Origin of the sequence: Algoriphagus vanfongensis DSM 17529 (assembly GCF_000429465.1) — a bacterium.
Lineage (GTDB): Bacteria > Bacteroidota > Bacteroidia > Cytophagales > Cyclobacteriaceae > Algoriphagus > Algoriphagus vanfongensis.
Genome location: NZ_AUBX01000010.1, coordinates 298,358 through 315,323, shown reverse-complemented (window position 1 = coordinate 315,323; position 16,966 = coordinate 298,358). Strand labels below are relative to the sequence as shown.

Genomic DNA, 16,966 nt, shown 5'->3' with positions numbered 1-16,966 from the left:
GTTTTTTTGGGTGGGGTTTTACCAGATTTCATTTGCTGCGGTCAGTATCAGGGGAGCTTGATCAGTGATCAAAATCGTGTGTTCATGCTGCGTCACAAATCCTCCTTTATTGCCAACCAGTGTCCAGCCATCGGCTTGCTCGACTGCATAGGTGGAATGTGTAGAGATGAATGTTTCGATAGCAACTGTCGTATTTTTCTTAAAACGCTCCCGGTTGCTCTTGACCCGATAGTTTAGGATATCCTCGGGTGCTTCATGGAGACTCCGACCTACTCCATGGCCTGCTAGGTTTTTGATGACTTTGAAGCCAGATTTTCTGGCTTCCGATTCGATAAGATGTCCAATGTCCGCGATTTTCACTCCTCCACGGATTTGGTTGATTGCCTTTTGCAAAATAGTCCTGGAAGCATCTACCAATGGCTGATGCTGATGAATGTCTTTGCCAATGACGAAGGAGCCTCCATTGTCAGCCCAAAAACCATCTAATTCGGCTGAAACATCTATATTGATCAGGTCACCTTCCTTCAAAATTTTGTTTTCGGATGGAATCCCATGTGCGGCTTCTTGGTTGACGCTGATACAGGTATAGCCAGGGAAGCCATAGGTCTCGAAAGGTGCAGATTTGGCGCCTAAACTATTTAGAATTTGCCCGCCAAACTCGTCCAGCTCTTTGGTGCTCATTCCGGCTTTGGCGTGATTTCTCATCTGCTTGAGCGTTTGAGCTACGACTTCACTTACTTTTTTCATTCCGATGAGTTCGGATTCTTTGGATATGGACATATTTACTCTATTTCTTCGATTTCTATGATTTCACCATCAATAGCTGGCGCACAGTTTTTATTCATTCCCAGTTTTTGGTAGGCGACAGACACTCGGGTTCCGGATGGATACTCAAGCATACTTGTCAAATCCGCCACTATTACTATGTCTCCATTGTCTAGATGGATCTGCTCGGCACAGTAATAAAGTCCTCCGCTACGCCAAATGGTTCCGGTCTCGGCCAATAGAGGCAAGGTGTCATCCTTGTCGCAGGAAAGGAATACGACACAGGCGATCCCATAAAACAAGCTTTTCTTCATCATGACATGGAGGATTTTCAATATTGGGGAAGTTAGGTGTTTTATCGGAGGAGGTAACTAGTTGAATTTTGAAAAAAAGTGTCAAATCATTGAACTTGAAAAATTATTAATCGTAATATTGCAATAAATAAATTGAATCATGGGGTTGACCAAAACTGAAATATTCTCTGACCAGCAAAATGAGATAGCTCAATTTGCAAAAGCTTTTGCCCATCCCGCTCGGGTGGCTATCCTCCAGCACCTTTTCAAGATCAATTCCTGTGTCTGCGGAGATTTGGTTTTGGAAATCGGTCTAGCTCAGCCCACGATTTCTCAGCATCTCAAGGAGCTCAAATCATTGGGTTTGATCAAAGGAAATATTACGGGTACTAGTGTTTGCTATTGTATTGACCAAGGAAATTGGGAAAAAATGAGACAAGCCTTAGGTGTTTTTTTTGATCAAAAAATTGATGATCAGGGAAATTGCTGTTAAAAAAAAATTTGAATCTATCTATCGTATTATCGCAATAAACAAATAAAAAGATGAAACTATCTGAAGTGAAAAACCACTTAGCCCAACTCGAAAATATCGCTTTTCAATTGCCCGATGGAGAGTTGGTTCCTACCCACTTTCATGTGACGGAGGTAGGCAAAATCTCTAAGCATTTTATAGACTGTGGAGGTACTGTGAGAACAGAAAATGTAGCAAACTTCCAGCTTTGGAGTGCGGATGACTACAATCACCGCCTTCATCCGGAAAAGCTGATTCACATTATTGAGCTTTCTGAGAAGGTGTTGGGACTGGAAGACCTGGAAGTGGAGGTAGAATATCAGGCCGATACCATTGGGAAATTTGGGTTGGAGTTTGATGGCGTTAATTTTCTTTTGACGAGCAAGCAGACTGATTGTCTGGCGAAGGATAAGTGTGGGATTCCGGACAAAAAACCAAAGGTTCGACTGTCCAGCTTGAATGTCAAATCAGAAAGCTGCACTCCGGGTTCGGGTTGCTGCTAAGTAGATTTTAATCCTATCCAATTGATGTTATGAAGTTTTTAGAAAGCCTACACGCCACTATTTCGCAAGCCCAGTCTCTCGACATACCTGAGGAGAGAAAGAAAGTACTCCAGTCTTTGATCGATTTTATTCAGGATAAAATCGATTCAGGAGAGGCAGTTCATCTCAATTTTATTTGTACCCACAATTCCCGGAGAAGTCAGTTTTCGCAGATTTGGGCCCAGACCGCAGCTGCTTTTTACAGAATTCCGGCCTACTGCTATTCCGGAGGTGTGGAAGTGACAGCCTTCAATGATCGGGCAGTGGCATCTATTCGAAGAAGTGGTTTTCGTGTCGCTCAAAAGGGTGTGGACAATCCGTTTTATTTTGTTTTTTATTCAGAAGATGAAGATCCAATTGCGGCTTTCTCCAAGCTCTATGATGACCCGATCAATAGCAAAGACAATTTTGCAGCTGTGATGACCTGCGCGCATGCGGATGAAAATTGTCCCTTCATTCCAGGGGCTTCGGCTAGAATCCCTGTCAGATACGAGGATCCGAAGGCTTTTGATGATACGCCAGAAGAGGCCAGTCGCTACGATGAGAGGTCCCTGCAAATAGCCTCCGAGATGTTTTATGTTTTTGCCAATGTATCTGTTAAATAAGTAAACATGGCTGCCAAAAAACTCGGTTTTCTTGATCAATATCTGACACTTTGGATTTTCCTTGCGATGGGGATAGGAGTGGGCTTGGGTTACTTTTTCCCTTCAAGTTCTTCCTGGATAGATTCTGTGAGCGTGGGGGCTACCAACGTTCCGATTGCGATCGGTCTGATCCTAATGATGTATCCACCTTTGGCAAAAGTCGATTATAGTTTGCTTCCAAAGGTGTTTAAAAATGTCAAGATCCTCTCCATTTCTTTACTGTTGAATTGGGTAATAGGCCCGATATTGATGTTTGTCCTGGCTGTAGTTTTCTTGAAAGACTATCCTGAATACATGGTGGGGTTGATCTTGATCGGCTTGGCAAGGTGCATCGCGATGGTGCTGGTATGGAATGACCTGGCCGAAGGCAGCAGTGAATATGGTGCTGGTTTGGTAGCTTTAAATAGTATTTTTCAAGTCTTTGGCTATAGTTTCTATGCTTGGCTCTTTATCACAGTTCTGCCTCCGTATTTCGGTCTGGAGGGGCTGGTAGTAGATGTATCTATCGGTATGATAGCTGAGAGCGTGGCGATTTATCTTGGTATCCCGTTTTTGATGGGGATCTTGACTAGACTTATTTTGGTCAAAATAAAAGGAGAGGACTGGTATAAGAATCAGTTTATTCCGAGGATATCTCCGATTACTTTATTGGCGCTTTTGTTTACAATTGTCGTGATGTTTTCGCTGAAAGGCCAGTTGATCGTGACTATACCGATGGATGTGATTCGGATAGCAATACCGCTTCTCATCTATTTCGTTTTGATGTTTGTCATCGGGTTTATTGTGACCAAGGTTTTGGGTTCAGATTATGAAAAAGCAGCCTCTGTGGCCTTCACCGCCGCTGGAAATAATTTTGAGTTAGCTATAGCAGTGGCTATCGCGGTGTTTGGCCTGAGCTCAGGACAGGCTTTTGCGGGAGTCATCGGACCTCTTGTTGAGGTTCCTGCTTTGATTCTATTGGTTCGGGTGGCCTTTTGGATCAGGGGAAAGCTCTATCAAAAGGCTTAGTCTTTCAAGGAAGAGAATTGAAATCAAGAACCTTCTTATCATTTAAGTCCTTGCCAAGGAATATGAGGGAAAATCACTGATCCAAGAATTCTGCAAACTCGATTTTCTCAAAAAAATGTACATTCCCAATTGAACCGTCTGGATTCAATCCGGGTTTTTGAGTCTAAATCTAAACTTTATGGCTAAAAAAGCAGAGCGAAAGGTCACGATGGGGCAGGTCTTCAAGACCATTATTTGGCCTCGCCGAAGACATCTTTTTTTGGGTCTGGTGTTGATCATCATCAGTAGATTGGCAAGTTTGGTATTGCCTGGAGCCAGCAAGTATTTGGTAGATGATGTGATACCTTCCAATGATTTGGAGCTTTTGAAATGGTTGATTTTGGCTGTAGTAGCTGCGATTGTTGTGCAGTCTGTCACTTCTTACGCTTTGACTCAGATCTTATCTGTAGAGGCCCAAAATCTGATCGCAAAACTTCGTTCTCGGGTGCAATCGCATATTATTCAGTTGCCAATCCGTTTTTTTGACAATACCAAAACCGGAGAATTGGTTTCCCGGATCATGACTGATGTGGAAGGGGTGAGAAATCTGGTGGGGACAGGTTTTGCGCAGATGATAGGCGGGATATTGACGGCCATTATTTCGTTGGTTTTATTGATCAGTATCAGTCCCTTGATGACGCTCTATGTACTGGTTCCAGTGATTGTATTTGGCTTGGTTTCTTTAAAAGCGTTTGGGCGAATCCGACCGATTTTCAGAGAAAGGGGCAAGATAAATGCTCAGGTAACTGGGCGCCTGACAGAAACTTTGGGCGGTATCCGTGTGATCAAAGGATTTAATGCGGAAAATCAGGAGATTAAGACTTTTCAGCAAGGAGTAGATGAGCTATTTCAAAATGTCAAAGCAAGTCTGACAGCAACTTCCTTTGTGACTTCTGCCGGAACTTTACTTTTGGGATTGGCTTCTGCAGGGATCATGGGGATAGGAGGTTGGATGATCATGGAAGGAAGGATGACTTTCGGAGATTTCTTGGCTTTTACCTTGTATTTGGGTTTTATGATCGCTCCGATCGTACAGATGTCCAATATAGGCAGCCAATTAACTGAAGCGTTTGCTGGTCTTGATAGGACGGAGGAGATCATGAATACTCCTCTGGAAGCTGATGATACGCAGCGGACTGTAGCTCTATCTAAATTCAAAGGAGAAATCGTATTTGACCAAGTTTCATTTGCTTACGAGGAGGGCAAAAAGGTTGTGAAAAATGTAAGTTTTGATGCTCCTGCCGGTTCGGTGACTGCATTGGTAGGTACGTCGGGATCTGGGAAAACTACCATAGCAGGGCTTGCAGCTACTTTTTTAAATCCAGATTCTGGAGAGATCCGACTAGACGGACAAGATCTTGGTAAGGTGAGACTTCAGGATTTTCGCTCTCAACTGGGAGTGGTACTTCAGGACGATTTTCTATTTGAGGGTACGATTCGTGACAATATTCTCTTTCCCCGGCCTCAGGCTACAGAGGAGCAATTGATGCAAGCGGTCTATGCCGCCCATGTTCAGGAATTCACAGATAGATTTGAGCAAGGGTTGGATACCTTGATCGGTGAGCGGGGAGTGAAACTGTCCGGAGGCCAGCGGCAGCGAATTGCCATAGCTCGTGCGATTTTGGCAGATCCTAAAATATTGATTTTGGATGAAGCCACTTCCAATTTGGATACCGAATCGGAAACTTTGATTCAGGCTAGTTTGAAAGAACTGATGAAAGGTAGAACTACTTTTGTCATTGCCCACAGGCTGAGTACGATCCGTCAGGCGGATCAGATATTAGTGATCGAGCAAGGCGAAATCGTGGAGCGTGGCAAACACGAGGATTTGATCGCACTGGAAGGACGTTATTATCAATTGTATACTTATCAGGCTAGGATTTAAAGTCAAAAATTCTCCTGAGATCAATTAGGATTTTGTAATTTCGAAGTCCAAATCGGAGGATAGAAGATGAGTGAATTAAAATGGTATGTGATGTATACAGCATCACGATCAGAAAAGAAAGTAGCCACACGATTGAGAGAAGAGGGGTGGGAAGTGTATTTGCCTTTGGTCACTGAGCTGAGGCAATGGTCAGACAGAAAGAAAAAAGTAGAGCGTCCTTTATTCAACGGGTACGTTTTTGTAAAGACTGAGCGCAATAAACTGTGGGAATGTCTCCAAGTGCCTGGATCGGTTAAGTTTGTCCATTTTTCAGGCAATCATGCCACTGTAAGGGACGAAGATTTGGATACGATCAAAAGAGTGGTGGACACTGGAGTGGCCGTAGAGACTGACGGCAGTGAGATAGAGCCTGGGGAGAAAGTGAAGGTAATGGGAGGTCCACTTCAGAATATGATTGGCGAATGTGTAGAGAAGGGAAATAAAGACTATTTCATGATTCGCATCCCAGGGATTTATCAAAATATGCTGATTTCCGTACCTCGTAAGTTTTTGGAGGTATTGCCGAATCAAGTAGAAATTTAAGAAATGGATTTTGGTTCACAGACTAGAGTAGATAGTTCGTGAACCATTTTTTTATAAAGCTTGAGATTCAATTTTTGAGAGAAATCGAAAGCCCTTTATCAAGTCGTGAATTTTTTTAGTCTCTCGGCTTTTGCAAAAAGTAGCGTCTATAGACGATCTGAGCTTGTGCGAGATGGTCTCCATACTTATTGAAACCTACATTCCCGTCCAGATTGTCAGTAAATGTAAAAAGAATCGTGCCTTCTCCGGCGATATCTGAATAAGGTCCGATTCTCACACTCAATCCAGCTCGTACTGGTACGTAACCTGTAGTGATTTCGTGAGTGGTGGGCTCTTCTTCAGGAGAAAAAGATTTCGTTTGCTTGGTCTTTGCTACCATCACCCCTAGGCCGGCACCTCCATAAAAATTCACTTTGCTACGATGCATGTGATTTCTAAATGGAACCAGATTAATACTAGGCATGACGTCAAAGTAGTAAGCAGGACCTTTTGCGGTAAAGGAAGAGAAGTTTTGGTACCAGAAGTTTGTCACATTGTCGCTGGGGTTGCCACCGCTACTGATTCCCTGATAGCCAAGAGTCGCTCTTACGTCTAGCAATTGCGTGATTTTTTTTGTCAAAGCTACAGAGATGGATGGTTCTATTTCAAAATTAAAATCCCTGTACTGACCTCCATTGTCCAAATATGCGAAGGAGGGGCCTGCTCCAATAGTGAGGATATTGTCACGGGAGATTCTTTCCTTGTAAAAATTCTGAGCTGAGCTTTCTAGGCTGCTGACCAAAAATGGTAGGAAAACTAAGAGTTGGATCGTTTTTTTCATTTCATCACATTTTGAAGCAAGTGCTTCCCCATCATTTTGCAAAAATGGCAACAAATATGCCAATAAGTCTCTGGATTCTTAATAAAAACTCAGAGTTGAGTTTTTTATTGTATTGGAATTTGCCTAGGCCTCGTCAAAAGCTTTTTGAATCTCTTCCTCCGTGTTTTTTAATTTAGTTTTGCAAAACTTCACTAATTCCGAAGCTTCTTTCACCAAATCGGAGAGTTCGTCTACACTTTTTTTTCCTTCTTCCAGTTGGCTCAGAATGAGTTCGAGCCGATCCGTCGCTTCTTGATAGTTCATGGATTTATTTTTCTTGAATGTCTTCGATAATACTTTTGATCTGTTTGGAGCGAGTGTGTGTGACCATGATCTGGCCGACTTTTACCTTGGCTATATCCACCGGAACTCCCTCTATTTCAGATCTTGAATAGCCTTTGCTGAGCAATGAAATGGGATCAAGTTGTCGGATGGATTTTTCGACTTGATCTAAGTTTTTCTGTTGATCGGAAATGAATCGGTTAGCCCCTTTTTCTACTTCATGACTCAGCTTGTCCAGACTGACCTTCTTGTGCTGCAGGCCTGCGAGCGAAGAGGAGATAAGTTGGTGTTTGCGGGACCGGATTCTTTCCTGTTCTAGATTGATTCGGTTTTGTACCAATCCACGGATTTGATGTTTGCTTTGATCCAAGGAAGCTGCCGCCAATTTGAGTTGCTGTCTGGTCTGACGGTCCAGTCGGGAAAGCAGGTTTCCTAAGTTTTCCTCAAAAATTCGAAAACCTGAAATCAGAAAATCAGCTACCGCTGTTGGCGTTTTGAGTCGGCTATGGGCTACCAAATCAGCTATTGTTTCGTCTCTTTCATGACCGATACCTGTGAACACAGGAAGGCTGGATTGGGCGATTTTGGCAGCAAGCTCATAGGAATCAAAACAGTCAAGGTCCAACTGCGCGCCACCACCTCGAATGATGACGATCGCTTCCAGTCCCAACTCATCTTTGGTGTTTTCTACCAAGTCTAATGCTTGTATCAAACTAGCTACGGCTCCATTTCCCTGCATCAAAGAGGGGAAAAGCTTATGATAAACTTTATATCCGAATGCGTTATGATCTATATGATTGATGAAATCACCATAGCCAGCGGCAGTTGCACTACTGATTATGGCAATTTTTTGAATGACAGGAGGAAAGGTTCGGGAAGCATTGAGCCGAAGTAGGCCTTCTCTGGTCAAGCGATCTATGTTTTCTTGCCTGATCCTAGCGCGTTCACCTAGTGAAAAAGAAGCATCTATGTCTTTGACATTAAGGCTTAGACCATAGACCGGATGAAATGTGACCTGTACCTGCGCCAACACTTTCATTCCATTTTTGATACTGGATCCCGTGAGGTTCTCAAATCGGGAGGCAATGGCTCGGTAGGTAAAGTGCCAGCAATTGCATCGGATTTTTGCACGAACTTGACTGCCTTGCTTTTCTGCCAGTTCGAAATACGCATGTCCTTGTGGAGCTTGTCGGAAATCTGCGATCTCACCGATGACCCAATAGGTAGGTGAGAGCTCATTTTCCAGAGTGGACTGAATGAGATCTCCCAGCTCTGCTATGGATAGCGCATGTGAAGTCATTTACATGAATTTTTGAGCAGCTGTTTTGATCAGTTGGTTGAGCTCCAGACTCGCTCTCAGCATGGGTAGTCTGACCTGATCATCACAGATGTCGAGGTGGCAAAGGAAATTTTTGACGCCAACAGGATTGCCCTCTTTGTACATGAGTTCATTCACACCCAATAGTGAAAATGCTGCTTTTCTACTCTCTTTTTCATCTCCGTGGCAAAGAGCTTTGAATGTGCTAGGGATGGCATTGGCCAAAACTGAAATAACCCCGACTCCTCCGATGGCATACATCGCTTTGGTCATGAGGTCATCTCCCGAGATCAAGAGAAAATCATCTGGCTTTCCGGCTGCTATTTGCATGCATTGCTCTAGATTTCCACTGGCTTCTTTCGTGCCGATGATGTTGGGATGCTTGGAGAGTGCGAGCGTGGTATCAGCAGCCAGATTAGACATGGTTCTCCCAGGTACATTGTACAAGATCACCGGAACAGGACAGGTGTCTGCGATCGCTTTATAATGTGCGATGATGCCAGCTTGGCTAGGCTTATTGTAATAGGGACTAACAGATAAAATGGCAGAAATCCCTTTGAAATCTGTGTTTGCGATTTCATCCAAAACTGCCTGAGTATTATTGCCTCCTATTCCATAAACCACAGGTACTCGATCTGCATTGAATTCCAGACAAGCCGCCAATACTTCCTTTTTCTCCTTGGAAGTAAGTGTAGCCACTTCACCAGTGGTTCCCAATACCACTAGGTAATCTACTCCGCCATCGATCGTATGGTCGATCAGCTTCTTTAGCCCGGGGAAATCAATCGTGTAATCGTCATTGAAAGGTGTGACCAGTGCCACACCAGTACCGTAAAGTTGGTTCATGGTTTAATGAGGGTTTGGAGCTTGCAAAGATAGAGTTCTCTAGGAGTTTTGGCAGAAGTCTCAGGCTTTTTTAGAGAAATTGACCTAAGATAAATAATCAAAAATCATGGTTTAAATGATTTAAACAGCGAACGAATTCCAAAATCCCGTGGTTTGCAGGTCTAGAAAACTAAACCAATCATGTCAAAACAAATCCCATATTCCATTCTCGATCTGGCGATTATCAAGGATGGATTTGATGCCAAAGATGCTTATGAGCGTAGCTTGGATGTAGCTAGAAATTCGGAAAAATTAGGTTTTACCAGAATCTGGCTCGCAGAGCATCACAACATGCCTTTTGTGGGGAGTTCGTCGCCGACTGTCCTGATGGGATACATCGCTGGAGGTACAGAAAAGATCCGGGTCGGGTCCGGAGGGATCATGATGCCTAACCATTCTGCTCTGATGGTGGCAGAAGAAATCGGAACCTTGGAGACCTTATTTCCAGGTAGGATTGATTTGGGGCTGGGTAGAGCTCCGGGTACTGATCAAAAAACCGCATCGGCTCTGAGAAGGGGAAGGATAGAAACTGTACAGGATTTCCCTAATGATCTGGAAGATTTGCAGCGTTATTTTTCTTTGGATAATTCTCGGTCTTCCGTCAGAGCTTTTCCCGCCGAAGGACTGGATGTGCCGATCTATATTTTGGGCTCGAGTATGAGCAGTGCGATTTTGGCTGCTGAGAGAGGTTTGCCTTATGCGTTTGCTTCCCATTTCGCACCAGCTCAGTTTGTACAGGCAGTCCAATATTACAAAGATCACTTCAAGCCTTCAGAGTACCTGAAGGAACCTTATGTGATCTCTTGTGTCAACGTCATCGCAGCCGATACGCAAGAAGAAGCAGATCTTTTGGCTACTTCCTTTTTCCAGATGGCATTGGGGGTGATTCATGGTAGGTCTTTTCCTCTTCGTCCACCAGTCGAGAATTTTCTCCAGCATATCAGCGAACCTGAAGCTGCAGCGCTTCAAAATATGATGGCTGTGACTTTTGTAGGCACTAAAGAATCTGTAAAAGAAGGCTTGGAAGAGCTGATCAACTATACTGGAGTGAATGAAATCATGATCACAACCAATATTTTTGATCATCAGGCTAGATTGCATTCGTTAGAATTGACCGCAGCGGCATTTTCTGAAATGTAGTTTCTGGTTAAACTTCAATTCTTGCAGGACGTTATAGCATTCAAACTAAATCACTCAATACTCCCCTCATGAACCGATTTATCAATGGATTTATTGTCGCCGCCCTGATATTGGGGGGATTGTGGTATTGGATGGATAAGAAAGAGGATAAGGATCAGATCCGAGAAGAATCTTCTTTGATCCAAGAGCAAATCCTACAAGTCGGCAAGTTGATTGTCACGGAGGGACATTATTCTCAGGTGTTTACTTTCAAAAATTCCCAGAATTTCTTTCTCGATATCATCAAATCCGACAAGAAAGCACTGGTCGTGGTCAATGCCAAAGCTACCGTGGAGTACGACCTCAGGAAACTGGAAACAGAAGTAGACTTGGAATCCAAAACCGTCCGAATTACAAAAATCCCTGATCCAGTCGTCAATATCTACCCGGAAATTGAGTATTACGATGTGACACAGGATTATCTCAATCAATTTGGTGCCAAAGATTATAACAAAATCAAAACTACCGTCACGGATAAATTGAGACAGAAAATCGATCGATCAGATTTGAAAAAGGATGCCCGAGATCGGCTGATGAGCGAGCTAGCTTCGATCTATCAGCTGACCAGTACCATGGGATGGACTCTGATGTATGAGGAAATGGTGGTAGAAGGGGAGGAGCAATTGAAAGGAATAAGGACGCATTAAATCATAATGCGTCCTTATTTTACTGATTTACCATCTTCATAAACTCTTCTTCCGAAATCATCGGCACACCCAGTTTCTGGGCTTTATCTTTTTTGCTCGGGCCCATTCCTTCCCCTTCGATAATGAAATCCAGGTTTTTGGAAACAGCGGAGATGTACTGCCCGCCGTGTAGTTGGATAAAATCTTTGATCTCATCCCGCTTGAAATTCTCCAGTTTTCCGGAAGCTAAAATTCGTTTGCCAGCCAAAATCTGCGTTCCCGTATTTTCCTCAGACTGGATGATCTCGAAGTTGAGGCCTAGACTTTGAAGCTGCTGGATGTTTTGTTGGTTTTGCTCATCGGCGAAAAACTCTCGGATGCTATGCACGAGCGTTTCCCCCACACCATTGATCTCTAGAAGTTGCTCTGAGGATGCTTCTTGAAGTGCCTGAATGGATTTGAAGTGTCTGGCCAAAAGCTGGGCAGTGTTTTCTCCGATATTTCGAATGCCGATAGCAAAGAGTACTTTTTCAAAAGGTTGTGCTTTGGAAGCTTTGATGCCTTCGAGCATATTGGAAATCACTCCTTCTTGGAAGGTATTTGCTTTCAGTTTTTTGATGCGCTCACGTAGTTCGTCTGGCAGTTTCAGGTTCAATCGAAGCATGATGCCATGAACAGTCCCTTCCTTGTAGCTTGCCTCTAAAATAGGTTGAAACTCTACGCGACGACCCAAGAAAATCTCCAAAACAACAGCTACCGGAACGTAATCTTCCAGCTTGGGAAGCTCCGGATGATCTTTCAGGGAATTGATCAAGAAATCCACCATACCGGTATTAGAAGGGATTTTTTTCTTCCATTTTCGGATTTGCTCTTGAAAACCTCGAAGCGTTTCCATCATTGGGAGCTCGGATGCTTCCTCGAGATATTGTTGGATTTGCTTGAAAGAAATCTGCTCTGTCAGGGCAAAAAGGGCCTTTTCCAAAGAGATGTAAAGCAAGCCGCTTCCTTCCTTCTCATATTGATCTTGGCTCATTTCCAATCCCAACAGCTCTCGTTCCTTTTGCTCAAGCAGGTAGATGTCGGCGTAGTTGCGAATAAATTTCTGATCGATCAAAGCCCGGATTCTCTCCGTTCCCAATGAGTCAATATCCATCGCCCGTTTCGATACGAAATGCTCAATTCTACCCAAAACTTGGGGTGGGCAAGAGCTTGTATTTGGACAATAATGCTTGGCTTCTCCTTCTTTTCTTTCCAGTGGAGTACCACATTCTGGACAAGTGTCAATGTATTGAATCGGATTGGAATCCGTTTTTCTTGCCTTGAGATTGACTCCTGTGATTTTGGGGATGATTTCTCCTCCTTTTTCCACAAACACAAAGTCACCTTCGTGAATACCCAGTCGCTCTATTTCATTTGCATTGTGGAGAGAAGCCCGCTTGACGGTCGTGCCAGCCAGGCTGACCGGAGCCAAATTGGCAACTGGTGTGATCGCACCTGTTCTCCCCACTTGGTAGGTGATGGACAGAAGCTGAGTCTCCGCACTTTCTGCCTTGTATTTGTAGGCAATCGCCCATCTAGGATTTTTAGCGGTAAAGCCCAATTCCTCACGTTGATCGTAGTTATTCACCTTAAGGACTACTCCGTCTGTTTCCAAAGGAAGGGTATGGCGTTTTTCTCTCCATTCCTCGATGTAGTTCAGTACTTCCTGTATGTTTTGTGCTTTTTTATAGGTTTGAGAGACATTGAAACCCCACTTTTCTATCAAGTGAATGGCTTCCGAATGAGTAGAAACCCCCAAATCATCCCCGAGTAGCTGATAAAAATAGCAGTTCAATCGACGCTTGGCCACCACTGAAGAATCCTGCATTTTCAGTGTGCCGGAAGCGGCATTCCTCGGATTGGCCAGGAGGGCATCTCCAGCTTCTTCACGATGCTGGTTGATTTTTTCAAATTCTTTCAAAGGGAGGAAGATTTCGCCCCGAACTTCGAATTTTTGTGGAATACCTTCTCCCGATACAGTCAAAGGGATATTTCGTATCGTCCGCACGTTGGCAGTGACATCATCTCCCTTGGTTCCGTCTCCACGGGTGACTGCACGGGTCAGTTTGCCATTTTCATAGATCAGGCTGATGGCCACCCCGTCAAATTTCATTTCGCAGAAATACTCGTAATCGCTACTTCCCAGGCCTTTTTGAACTCGCTCGTCGAAAGCTTCCAGTTCCTCGATCGTGTAGGTATTTCCCAGAGAAAGCATGCGATACTCATGCGCCACGGTCTGAAAATCCTTGGTGATCGTGCCGCCGACTCGTTGACTTGGGCTATCTGGATCCAACAAATCAGGGAATTCGGTTTCCAATCGGATCAACTCTTCCAGCAACTGATCAAACTCAAAATCCGAGATTTCTATCCGGCTTTCCTGATAGTAGAGGTGGTTGTGGTGGTTGATTTCTTGGGTGAGTTGGGCGATTCGGTCCGCAGCTTCTTGATGAGTCATGGAAAAAAGGGTAATTGGGATTTAAATTTAGTGGGATTTGAAAGATGAAAAATTGAAATGATGAAAAAATAGATGGTGCGAGTCAATAGCTGTCACAATTTAGATTTTAGTATTGGCATTTGCCCTTCCTAAGTTTCACTAATGAATCTGATTATCTTTGCCCCAAAGCATCCCCTCTGGCATGAGCAAGAAAAGCAGCATAGAAAGTAAAATTTTGGACAAAGCCTATCAGCTTTTTCTCGACAAAGGCTATAGACACACCACGATGGATGACATCGCTCAGGAACTGACCATGAGCAAAAAGACGCTTTATAAGTATTTTCCGGGTAAATTGGAACTGCTTCAGGCATCTTTTGAAAAACTGAAAACCCGAATGACAGCCAAGGTGGAGGCGATTTTGGACAATCGCTACATCCCTTTCCCCCTCAAGCTAAAATCTTCCCTTTCCGTCATTGCCCAGCATTTGGCACCGATCAATCCCAGCCTTTTTGAAGACCTTCGAGAGCATGCACCGGAGGTTTGGGAGGATCTGAGAGATTATATCAATGAATCTGCTTTCCTACGTTTTCAGAAACTGATCGAGCAGGGGATAGCGCAGGGGCTGGTCAAAAAGAACCTGAATGTAAGCCTAGTGGTGACTTTATATGCCTCAGCTGTCCAATCCTTGCTGGATCCCAAATTTTTGAATCAATTTCCAGAATCAATCCAAAAAGGAATGAAAATCCCGCCTGCGGATATCTACGATCAGGCGATCACGATCATCTACAATGGCATCCTCACGGAGGAAGCGAGGGAGGAATTTACCAATGCACCTGATCCGCTTTGAGGGTTTTCCCTATCTTTGCGAGCTGAATAAGAATAAGAAAATACCTCTCCATACATGAGTAAGAATTTCAAGCGATATACGATTACTTCGGCATTGCCCTATGCCAATGGTCCACTTCATATCGGCCACTTGGCCGGATGCTATGTGCCATCAGATATTTATGCGAGATTTTTGAGATCTCAGGGCAAAGATGTGCTGTATGTCTGTGGCTCTGATGAGCACGGAGTCGCCATCACTATCAAAGCCAAGAAAGAAGGCAAAACCCCACAGGAAGTGGTGGATTTTTATCATGCCATGATGAAAAACAGTTTCGAGCAATTCGGAATTAGTTTTGACCATTATTCCAGAACTTCGGCTCCCATTCATCATGAGACAGCTCAGGGCTTTTTCAAGGATTTGTATGAAAAAGGGGAGTTTCTGGAGCAAAGTACCGAGCAGTATTTTGACGAGGAAGCAGGTCAGTTTTTGGCTGATCGCTATATCGAGGGAACTTGTCCCAAATGTGGCTTTGAAAATGCCTATGGAGATCAGTGCGAAAAGTGCGGTTCTTCGCTGAGCCCGACCGACTTGATCAATCCAAAGTCCAAATTGAGTGGAGGAACGCCCGTTTTGAAGGAGACCAAACACTGGTTTTTGGATTTGGCGAGATATCAGGATTTCCTGAAAAAGTGGATTCTCGAAGAGCATGCCGAGGACTGGAAAAACAACGTTTTGGGACAGTGTAGATCTTGGCTCGAAGCTGGAGACGGCTTGCAGGCTAGATCCATGACCCGTGACTTGGACTGGGGGATCAAAGTTCCTCTGCAGGACGCGGATGGCAAAGTTCTCTACGTTTGGTTTGATGCGCCGATAGGATATATTTCTTCTACCAAAGAGTGGGCGGAGCAAAATGGGAAAGATTGGAAGCCTTATTGGAAAGATGAAGAGACCAAGTTGGTGCACTTCATTGGCAAAGACAATATCGTCTTCCACTGCATTATTTTCCCGGCTATTCTCAAGACACATGGAGACTACGTATTGCCAGACAATGTGCCTGCGAATGAATTCCTGAATCTGGAAGGGGATAAAATTTCCACTTCTAGAAACTGGGCGGTTTGGTTGCATGAATATTTGGAGGAATTCCCAGGCAAGCAAGATGTACTTCGCTATGTGTTGACCGCCAATGCGCCAGAAACCAAAGACAATGACTTCAGTTGGAAGGATTTTCAAGGAAGAAACAACTCGGAGCTGGTGGCGATTTATGGCAATTTCGTCAATAGAGCAGTAGTCTTGACTCAGAAATATTATCAGGGAGTGATCCCTGCGAAAGGCGAATTGACCGGATATGATCAGGAGGTTTTGGATGCTTTGGCAGAATTCCCTTCCAAAATCGCCGCATCCGTGGAGCGCTATAGATTCCGTGAAGCCTTGGGAATCATGATGGATTTGGCTCGATTGGGGAATAAATACCTGGCTGATACAGAGCCATGGAAAACCATCAAGACCGATGAGGAGCGAACGGCGACCATTATGAATATTGCGCTGAATATCGCCGCCAGTTTGGCGATTGTTTCAGAGCCATTCTTGCCATTCACCGCTCAGAAATTGGTAGATCTCTTCGGGCTAGAAAACCCTACCTGGAATCAAGCTGGAAATCCTAATTTGCTGGTAGAAGGTACTACAATCGGGCAGATGGGATTGCTTTTCGAAAAGATCGAGGACCAAGTAGTAGAAGCACAAGTACAAAAATTATTAGACGCCAAAAAGATGAACGAAGCTGCAAATGCACCGATGCCTGCCATGAAAGAGATCATTACCTATGATGATTTCACCAAATTGGATATGCGGGTGGTGACCATACTGGAAGCGGAGAAAATGCCCAAATCCAAGAAATTGATCAAGTTGAAAGTAGATACTGGGCTCGGTGAAAGAACGGTGCTCAGCGGCGTAGCGGAGCATTTCGAACCTGAATTTTTGGTAGGAAAGCAAGTGACCATGTTGATCAACCTGGCACCAAGAAAAATGATGGGAATCGATTCTGAAGGAATGATTCTGATGGCAGAAGACAAAGATGGAAAGCTGAAGCTCCTGACTCCTCACGAAGGAACAGCGAGTGGATCAACGATTTCTTAAGAATCAAGAATTAAGAACCAAGAATCAAGGGCCAAGAGTTTATTCTCTTGGCTTTTTGCATTTACGATCATTAGTTCAAAACTGCTTCTACTTTCAATACCTAATGTCTTGCTTCT

Annotated in this window: 17 protein-coding genes; 10 read left to right on the top strand and 7 right to left on the bottom strand. The window is 44.0% G+C overall.

All coding sequences use genetic code 11. The features are described 5' to 3' along the window. Positions 1-18: 18 nt before the first annotated feature. Both map and G460_RS0106480 read right to left on the bottom strand, forming a co-directional pair. On the bottom strand, positions 19-780 hold the full coding sequence (gene map / locus G460_RS0106485; RefSeq protein WP_026954596.1) for a type I methionyl aminopeptidase: 762 nt from the start codon (positions 778-780) through the stop codon (positions 19-21). A 2-nt stretch (positions 781-782) separates the two neighbouring features. After that, a complete protein-coding gene (locus tag G460_RS0106480; protein ID WP_157366877.1) occupies positions 783-1,082 on the bottom strand; it encodes a hypothetical protein in 300 nt (99 codons plus the stop codon). A 136-nt stretch (positions 1,083-1,218) separates the two neighbouring features. Here G460_RS0106480 and G460_RS0106475 point away from each other — a divergent pair, with 136 nt between their 5' ends. From G460_RS0106475 to G460_RS0106450, 6 genes are all read left to right on the top strand, one after another. Next, entirely contained in the window at positions 1,219-1,551 is a 333-nt protein-coding gene (locus tag G460_RS0106475; protein ID WP_026954594.1) for an ArsR/SmtB family transcription factor, read from the top strand. 50 nt (positions 1,552-1,601) lie between these two features. Further along, positions 1,602-2,072 (top strand): DUF6428 family protein, encoded by a 471-nt coding sequence (locus G460_RS0106470; RefSeq protein WP_026954593.1) that lies wholly within the window; start codon positions 1,602-1,604, stop codon positions 2,070-2,072. A gap of 29 nt (positions 2,073-2,101) precedes the next feature. Next, entirely contained in the window at positions 2,102-2,716 is a 615-nt protein-coding gene (locus tag G460_RS0106465; RefSeq protein ID WP_026954592.1) for a protein-tyrosine-phosphatase, read from the top strand. 6 nt (positions 2,717-2,722) lie between these two features. Beyond that, positions 2,723-3,763 carry an ACR3 family arsenite efflux transporter gene (gene arsB / locus G460_RS0106460; RefSeq protein WP_026954591.1) on the top strand — a complete coding sequence of 347 codons (1,041 nt, stop codon included), beginning with the start codon at positions 2,723-2,725 and terminating at the stop codon, positions 3,761-3,763. A gap of 178 nt (positions 3,764-3,941) precedes the next feature. Beyond that, positions 3,942-5,687: an ABC transporter ATP-binding protein gene (locus tag G460_RS0106455; protein WP_026954590.1), complete on the top strand. Its 1,746-nt coding sequence runs from the start codon at positions 3,942-3,944 to the stop codon at positions 5,685-5,687. A gap of 66 nt (positions 5,688-5,753) precedes the next feature. After that, a complete protein-coding gene (locus tag G460_RS0106450; protein ID WP_026954589.1) occupies positions 5,754-6,269 on the top strand; it encodes a UpxY family transcription antiterminator in 516 nt (171 codons plus the stop codon). Between the two features lie 115 nt (positions 6,270-6,384). Here the strand turns inward: G460_RS0106450 and G460_RS0106445 are convergent, their stop codons facing one another. The 4 genes from G460_RS0106445 to dapA form a co-directional block, all read right to left on the bottom strand. Beyond that, positions 6,385-7,089, bottom strand: a complete 705-nt coding sequence (locus G460_RS0106445) for a hypothetical protein (RefSeq protein WP_035464178.1) — start codon at positions 7,087-7,089, stop codon at positions 6,385-6,387. A gap of 123 nt (positions 7,090-7,212) precedes the next feature. Continuing rightward, positions 7,213-7,392: an exodeoxyribonuclease VII small subunit gene (gene xseB, locus G460_RS0106440; protein ID WP_026954587.1), complete on the bottom strand. Its 180-nt coding sequence runs from the start codon at positions 7,390-7,392 to the stop codon at positions 7,213-7,215. Positions 7,393-7,396: 4 nt separating this feature from the next. Next, complete coding sequence (xseA, locus tag G460_RS0106435) at positions 7,397-8,710, bottom strand: exodeoxyribonuclease VII large subunit (RefSeq protein ID WP_026954586.1); 1,314 nt, start codon at positions 8,708-8,710, stop codon at positions 7,397-7,399. Beyond that, the gene (dapA, locus tag G460_RS0106430) at positions 8,711-9,574 is read right to left on the bottom strand and encodes a 4-hydroxy-tetrahydrodipicolinate synthase (protein WP_026954585.1); all 864 of its coding nucleotides are present in this window, start codon (positions 9,572-9,574) and stop codon (positions 8,711-8,713) included. A gap of 180 nt (positions 9,575-9,754) precedes the next feature. Between dapA and G460_RS0106425 the strand changes: the two genes are divergently transcribed. Both G460_RS0106425 and G460_RS0106420 read left to right on the top strand, forming a co-directional pair. Then, positions 9,755-10,753 (top strand): LLM class flavin-dependent oxidoreductase, encoded by a 999-nt coding sequence (locus G460_RS0106425; protein ID WP_026954584.1) that lies wholly within the window; start codon positions 9,755-9,757, stop codon positions 10,751-10,753. Positions 10,754-10,821: 68 nt separating this feature from the next. Further along, positions 10,822-11,439 (top strand): DUF4230 domain-containing protein, encoded by a 618-nt coding sequence (locus G460_RS0106420; RefSeq protein ID WP_026954583.1) that lies wholly within the window; start codon positions 10,822-10,824, stop codon positions 11,437-11,439. A gap of 19 nt (positions 11,440-11,458) precedes the next feature. On the opposite strand, the gene ligA is transcribed toward G460_RS0106420, so the two are convergent. Continuing rightward, positions 11,459-13,912: an NAD-dependent DNA ligase LigA gene (gene ligA, locus G460_RS0106415; protein ID WP_026954582.1), complete on the bottom strand. Its 2,454-nt coding sequence runs from the start codon at positions 13,910-13,912 to the stop codon at positions 11,459-11,461. Between the two features lie 181 nt (positions 13,913-14,093). On the opposite strand from ligA, the gene G460_RS0106410 reads away from it, so the two are divergent. Next, complete coding sequence (locus tag G460_RS0106410; RefSeq protein ID WP_035464060.1) at positions 14,094-14,738, top strand: TetR/AcrR family transcriptional regulator; 645 nt, start codon at positions 14,094-14,096, stop codon at positions 14,736-14,738. Positions 14,739-14,792: 54 nt separating this feature from the next. Continuing rightward, complete coding sequence (gene metG / locus G460_RS0106405; protein WP_026954580.1) at positions 14,793-16,850, top strand: methionine--tRNA ligase; 2,058 nt, start codon at positions 14,793-14,795, stop codon at positions 16,848-16,850. The last annotated feature ends 116 nt before the right edge of the window (positions 16,851-16,966 follow it).

What these genes read in the sequence shown, in the direction of transcription:
- map (WP_026954596.1), bottom strand. Translation starts at nt 780, where the DNA reads ATGTCCATATCCAAAGAATCCGAACTCATCGGAATGAAAAAAGTAAGT.
- G460_RS0106480 (WP_157366877.1), bottom strand. Translation starts at nt 1,082, where the DNA reads ATGATGAAGAAAAGCTTGTTTTATGGGATCGCCTGTGTCGTATTCCTT.
- G460_RS0106475 (WP_026954594.1), top strand. Translation starts at nt 1,219, where the DNA reads ATGGGGTTGACCAAAACTGAAATATTCTCTGACCAGCAAAATGAGATA.
- G460_RS0106470 (WP_026954593.1), top strand. Translation starts at nt 1,602, where the DNA reads ATGAAACTATCTGAAGTGAAAAACCACTTAGCCCAACTCGAAAATATC.
- G460_RS0106465 (WP_026954592.1), top strand. Translation starts at nt 2,102, where the DNA reads ATGAAGTTTTTAGAAAGCCTACACGCCACTATTTCGCAAGCCCAGTCT.
- arsB (WP_026954591.1), top strand. Translation starts at nt 2,723, where the DNA reads ATGGCTGCCAAAAAACTCGGTTTTCTTGATCAATATCTGACACTTTGG.
- G460_RS0106455 (WP_026954590.1), top strand. Translation starts at nt 3,942, where the DNA reads ATGGCTAAAAAAGCAGAGCGAAAGGTCACGATGGGGCAGGTCTTCAAG.
- G460_RS0106450 (WP_026954589.1), top strand. Translation starts at nt 5,754, where the DNA reads ATGAGTGAATTAAAATGGTATGTGATGTATACAGCATCACGATCAGAA.
- G460_RS0106445 (WP_035464178.1), bottom strand. Translation starts at nt 7,089, where the DNA reads ATGAAAAAAACGATCCAACTCTTAGTTTTCCTACCATTTTTGGTCAGC.
- xseB (WP_026954587.1), bottom strand. Translation starts at nt 7,392, where the DNA reads ATGAACTATCAAGAAGCGACGGATCGGCTCGAACTCATTCTGAGCCAA.
- xseA (WP_026954586.1), bottom strand. Translation starts at nt 8,710, where the DNA reads ATGACTTCACATGCGCTATCCATAGCAGAGCTGGGAGATCTCATTCAG.
- dapA (WP_026954585.1), bottom strand. Translation starts at nt 9,574, where the DNA reads ATGAACCAACTTTACGGTACTGGTGTGGCACTGGTCACACCTTTCAAT.
- G460_RS0106425 (WP_026954584.1), top strand. Translation starts at nt 9,755, where the DNA reads ATGTCAAAACAAATCCCATATTCCATTCTCGATCTGGCGATTATCAAG.
- G460_RS0106420 (WP_026954583.1), top strand. Translation starts at nt 10,822, where the DNA reads ATGAACCGATTTATCAATGGATTTATTGTCGCCGCCCTGATATTGGGG.
- ligA (WP_026954582.1), bottom strand. Translation starts at nt 13,912, where the DNA reads ATGACTCATCAAGAAGCTGCGGACCGAATCGCCCAACTCACCCAAGAA.
- G460_RS0106410 (WP_035464060.1), top strand. Translation starts at nt 14,094, where the DNA reads ATGAGCAAGAAAAGCAGCATAGAAAGTAAAATTTTGGACAAAGCCTAT.
- metG (WP_026954580.1), top strand. Translation starts at nt 14,793, where the DNA reads ATGAGTAAGAATTTCAAGCGATATACGATTACTTCGGCATTGCCCTAT.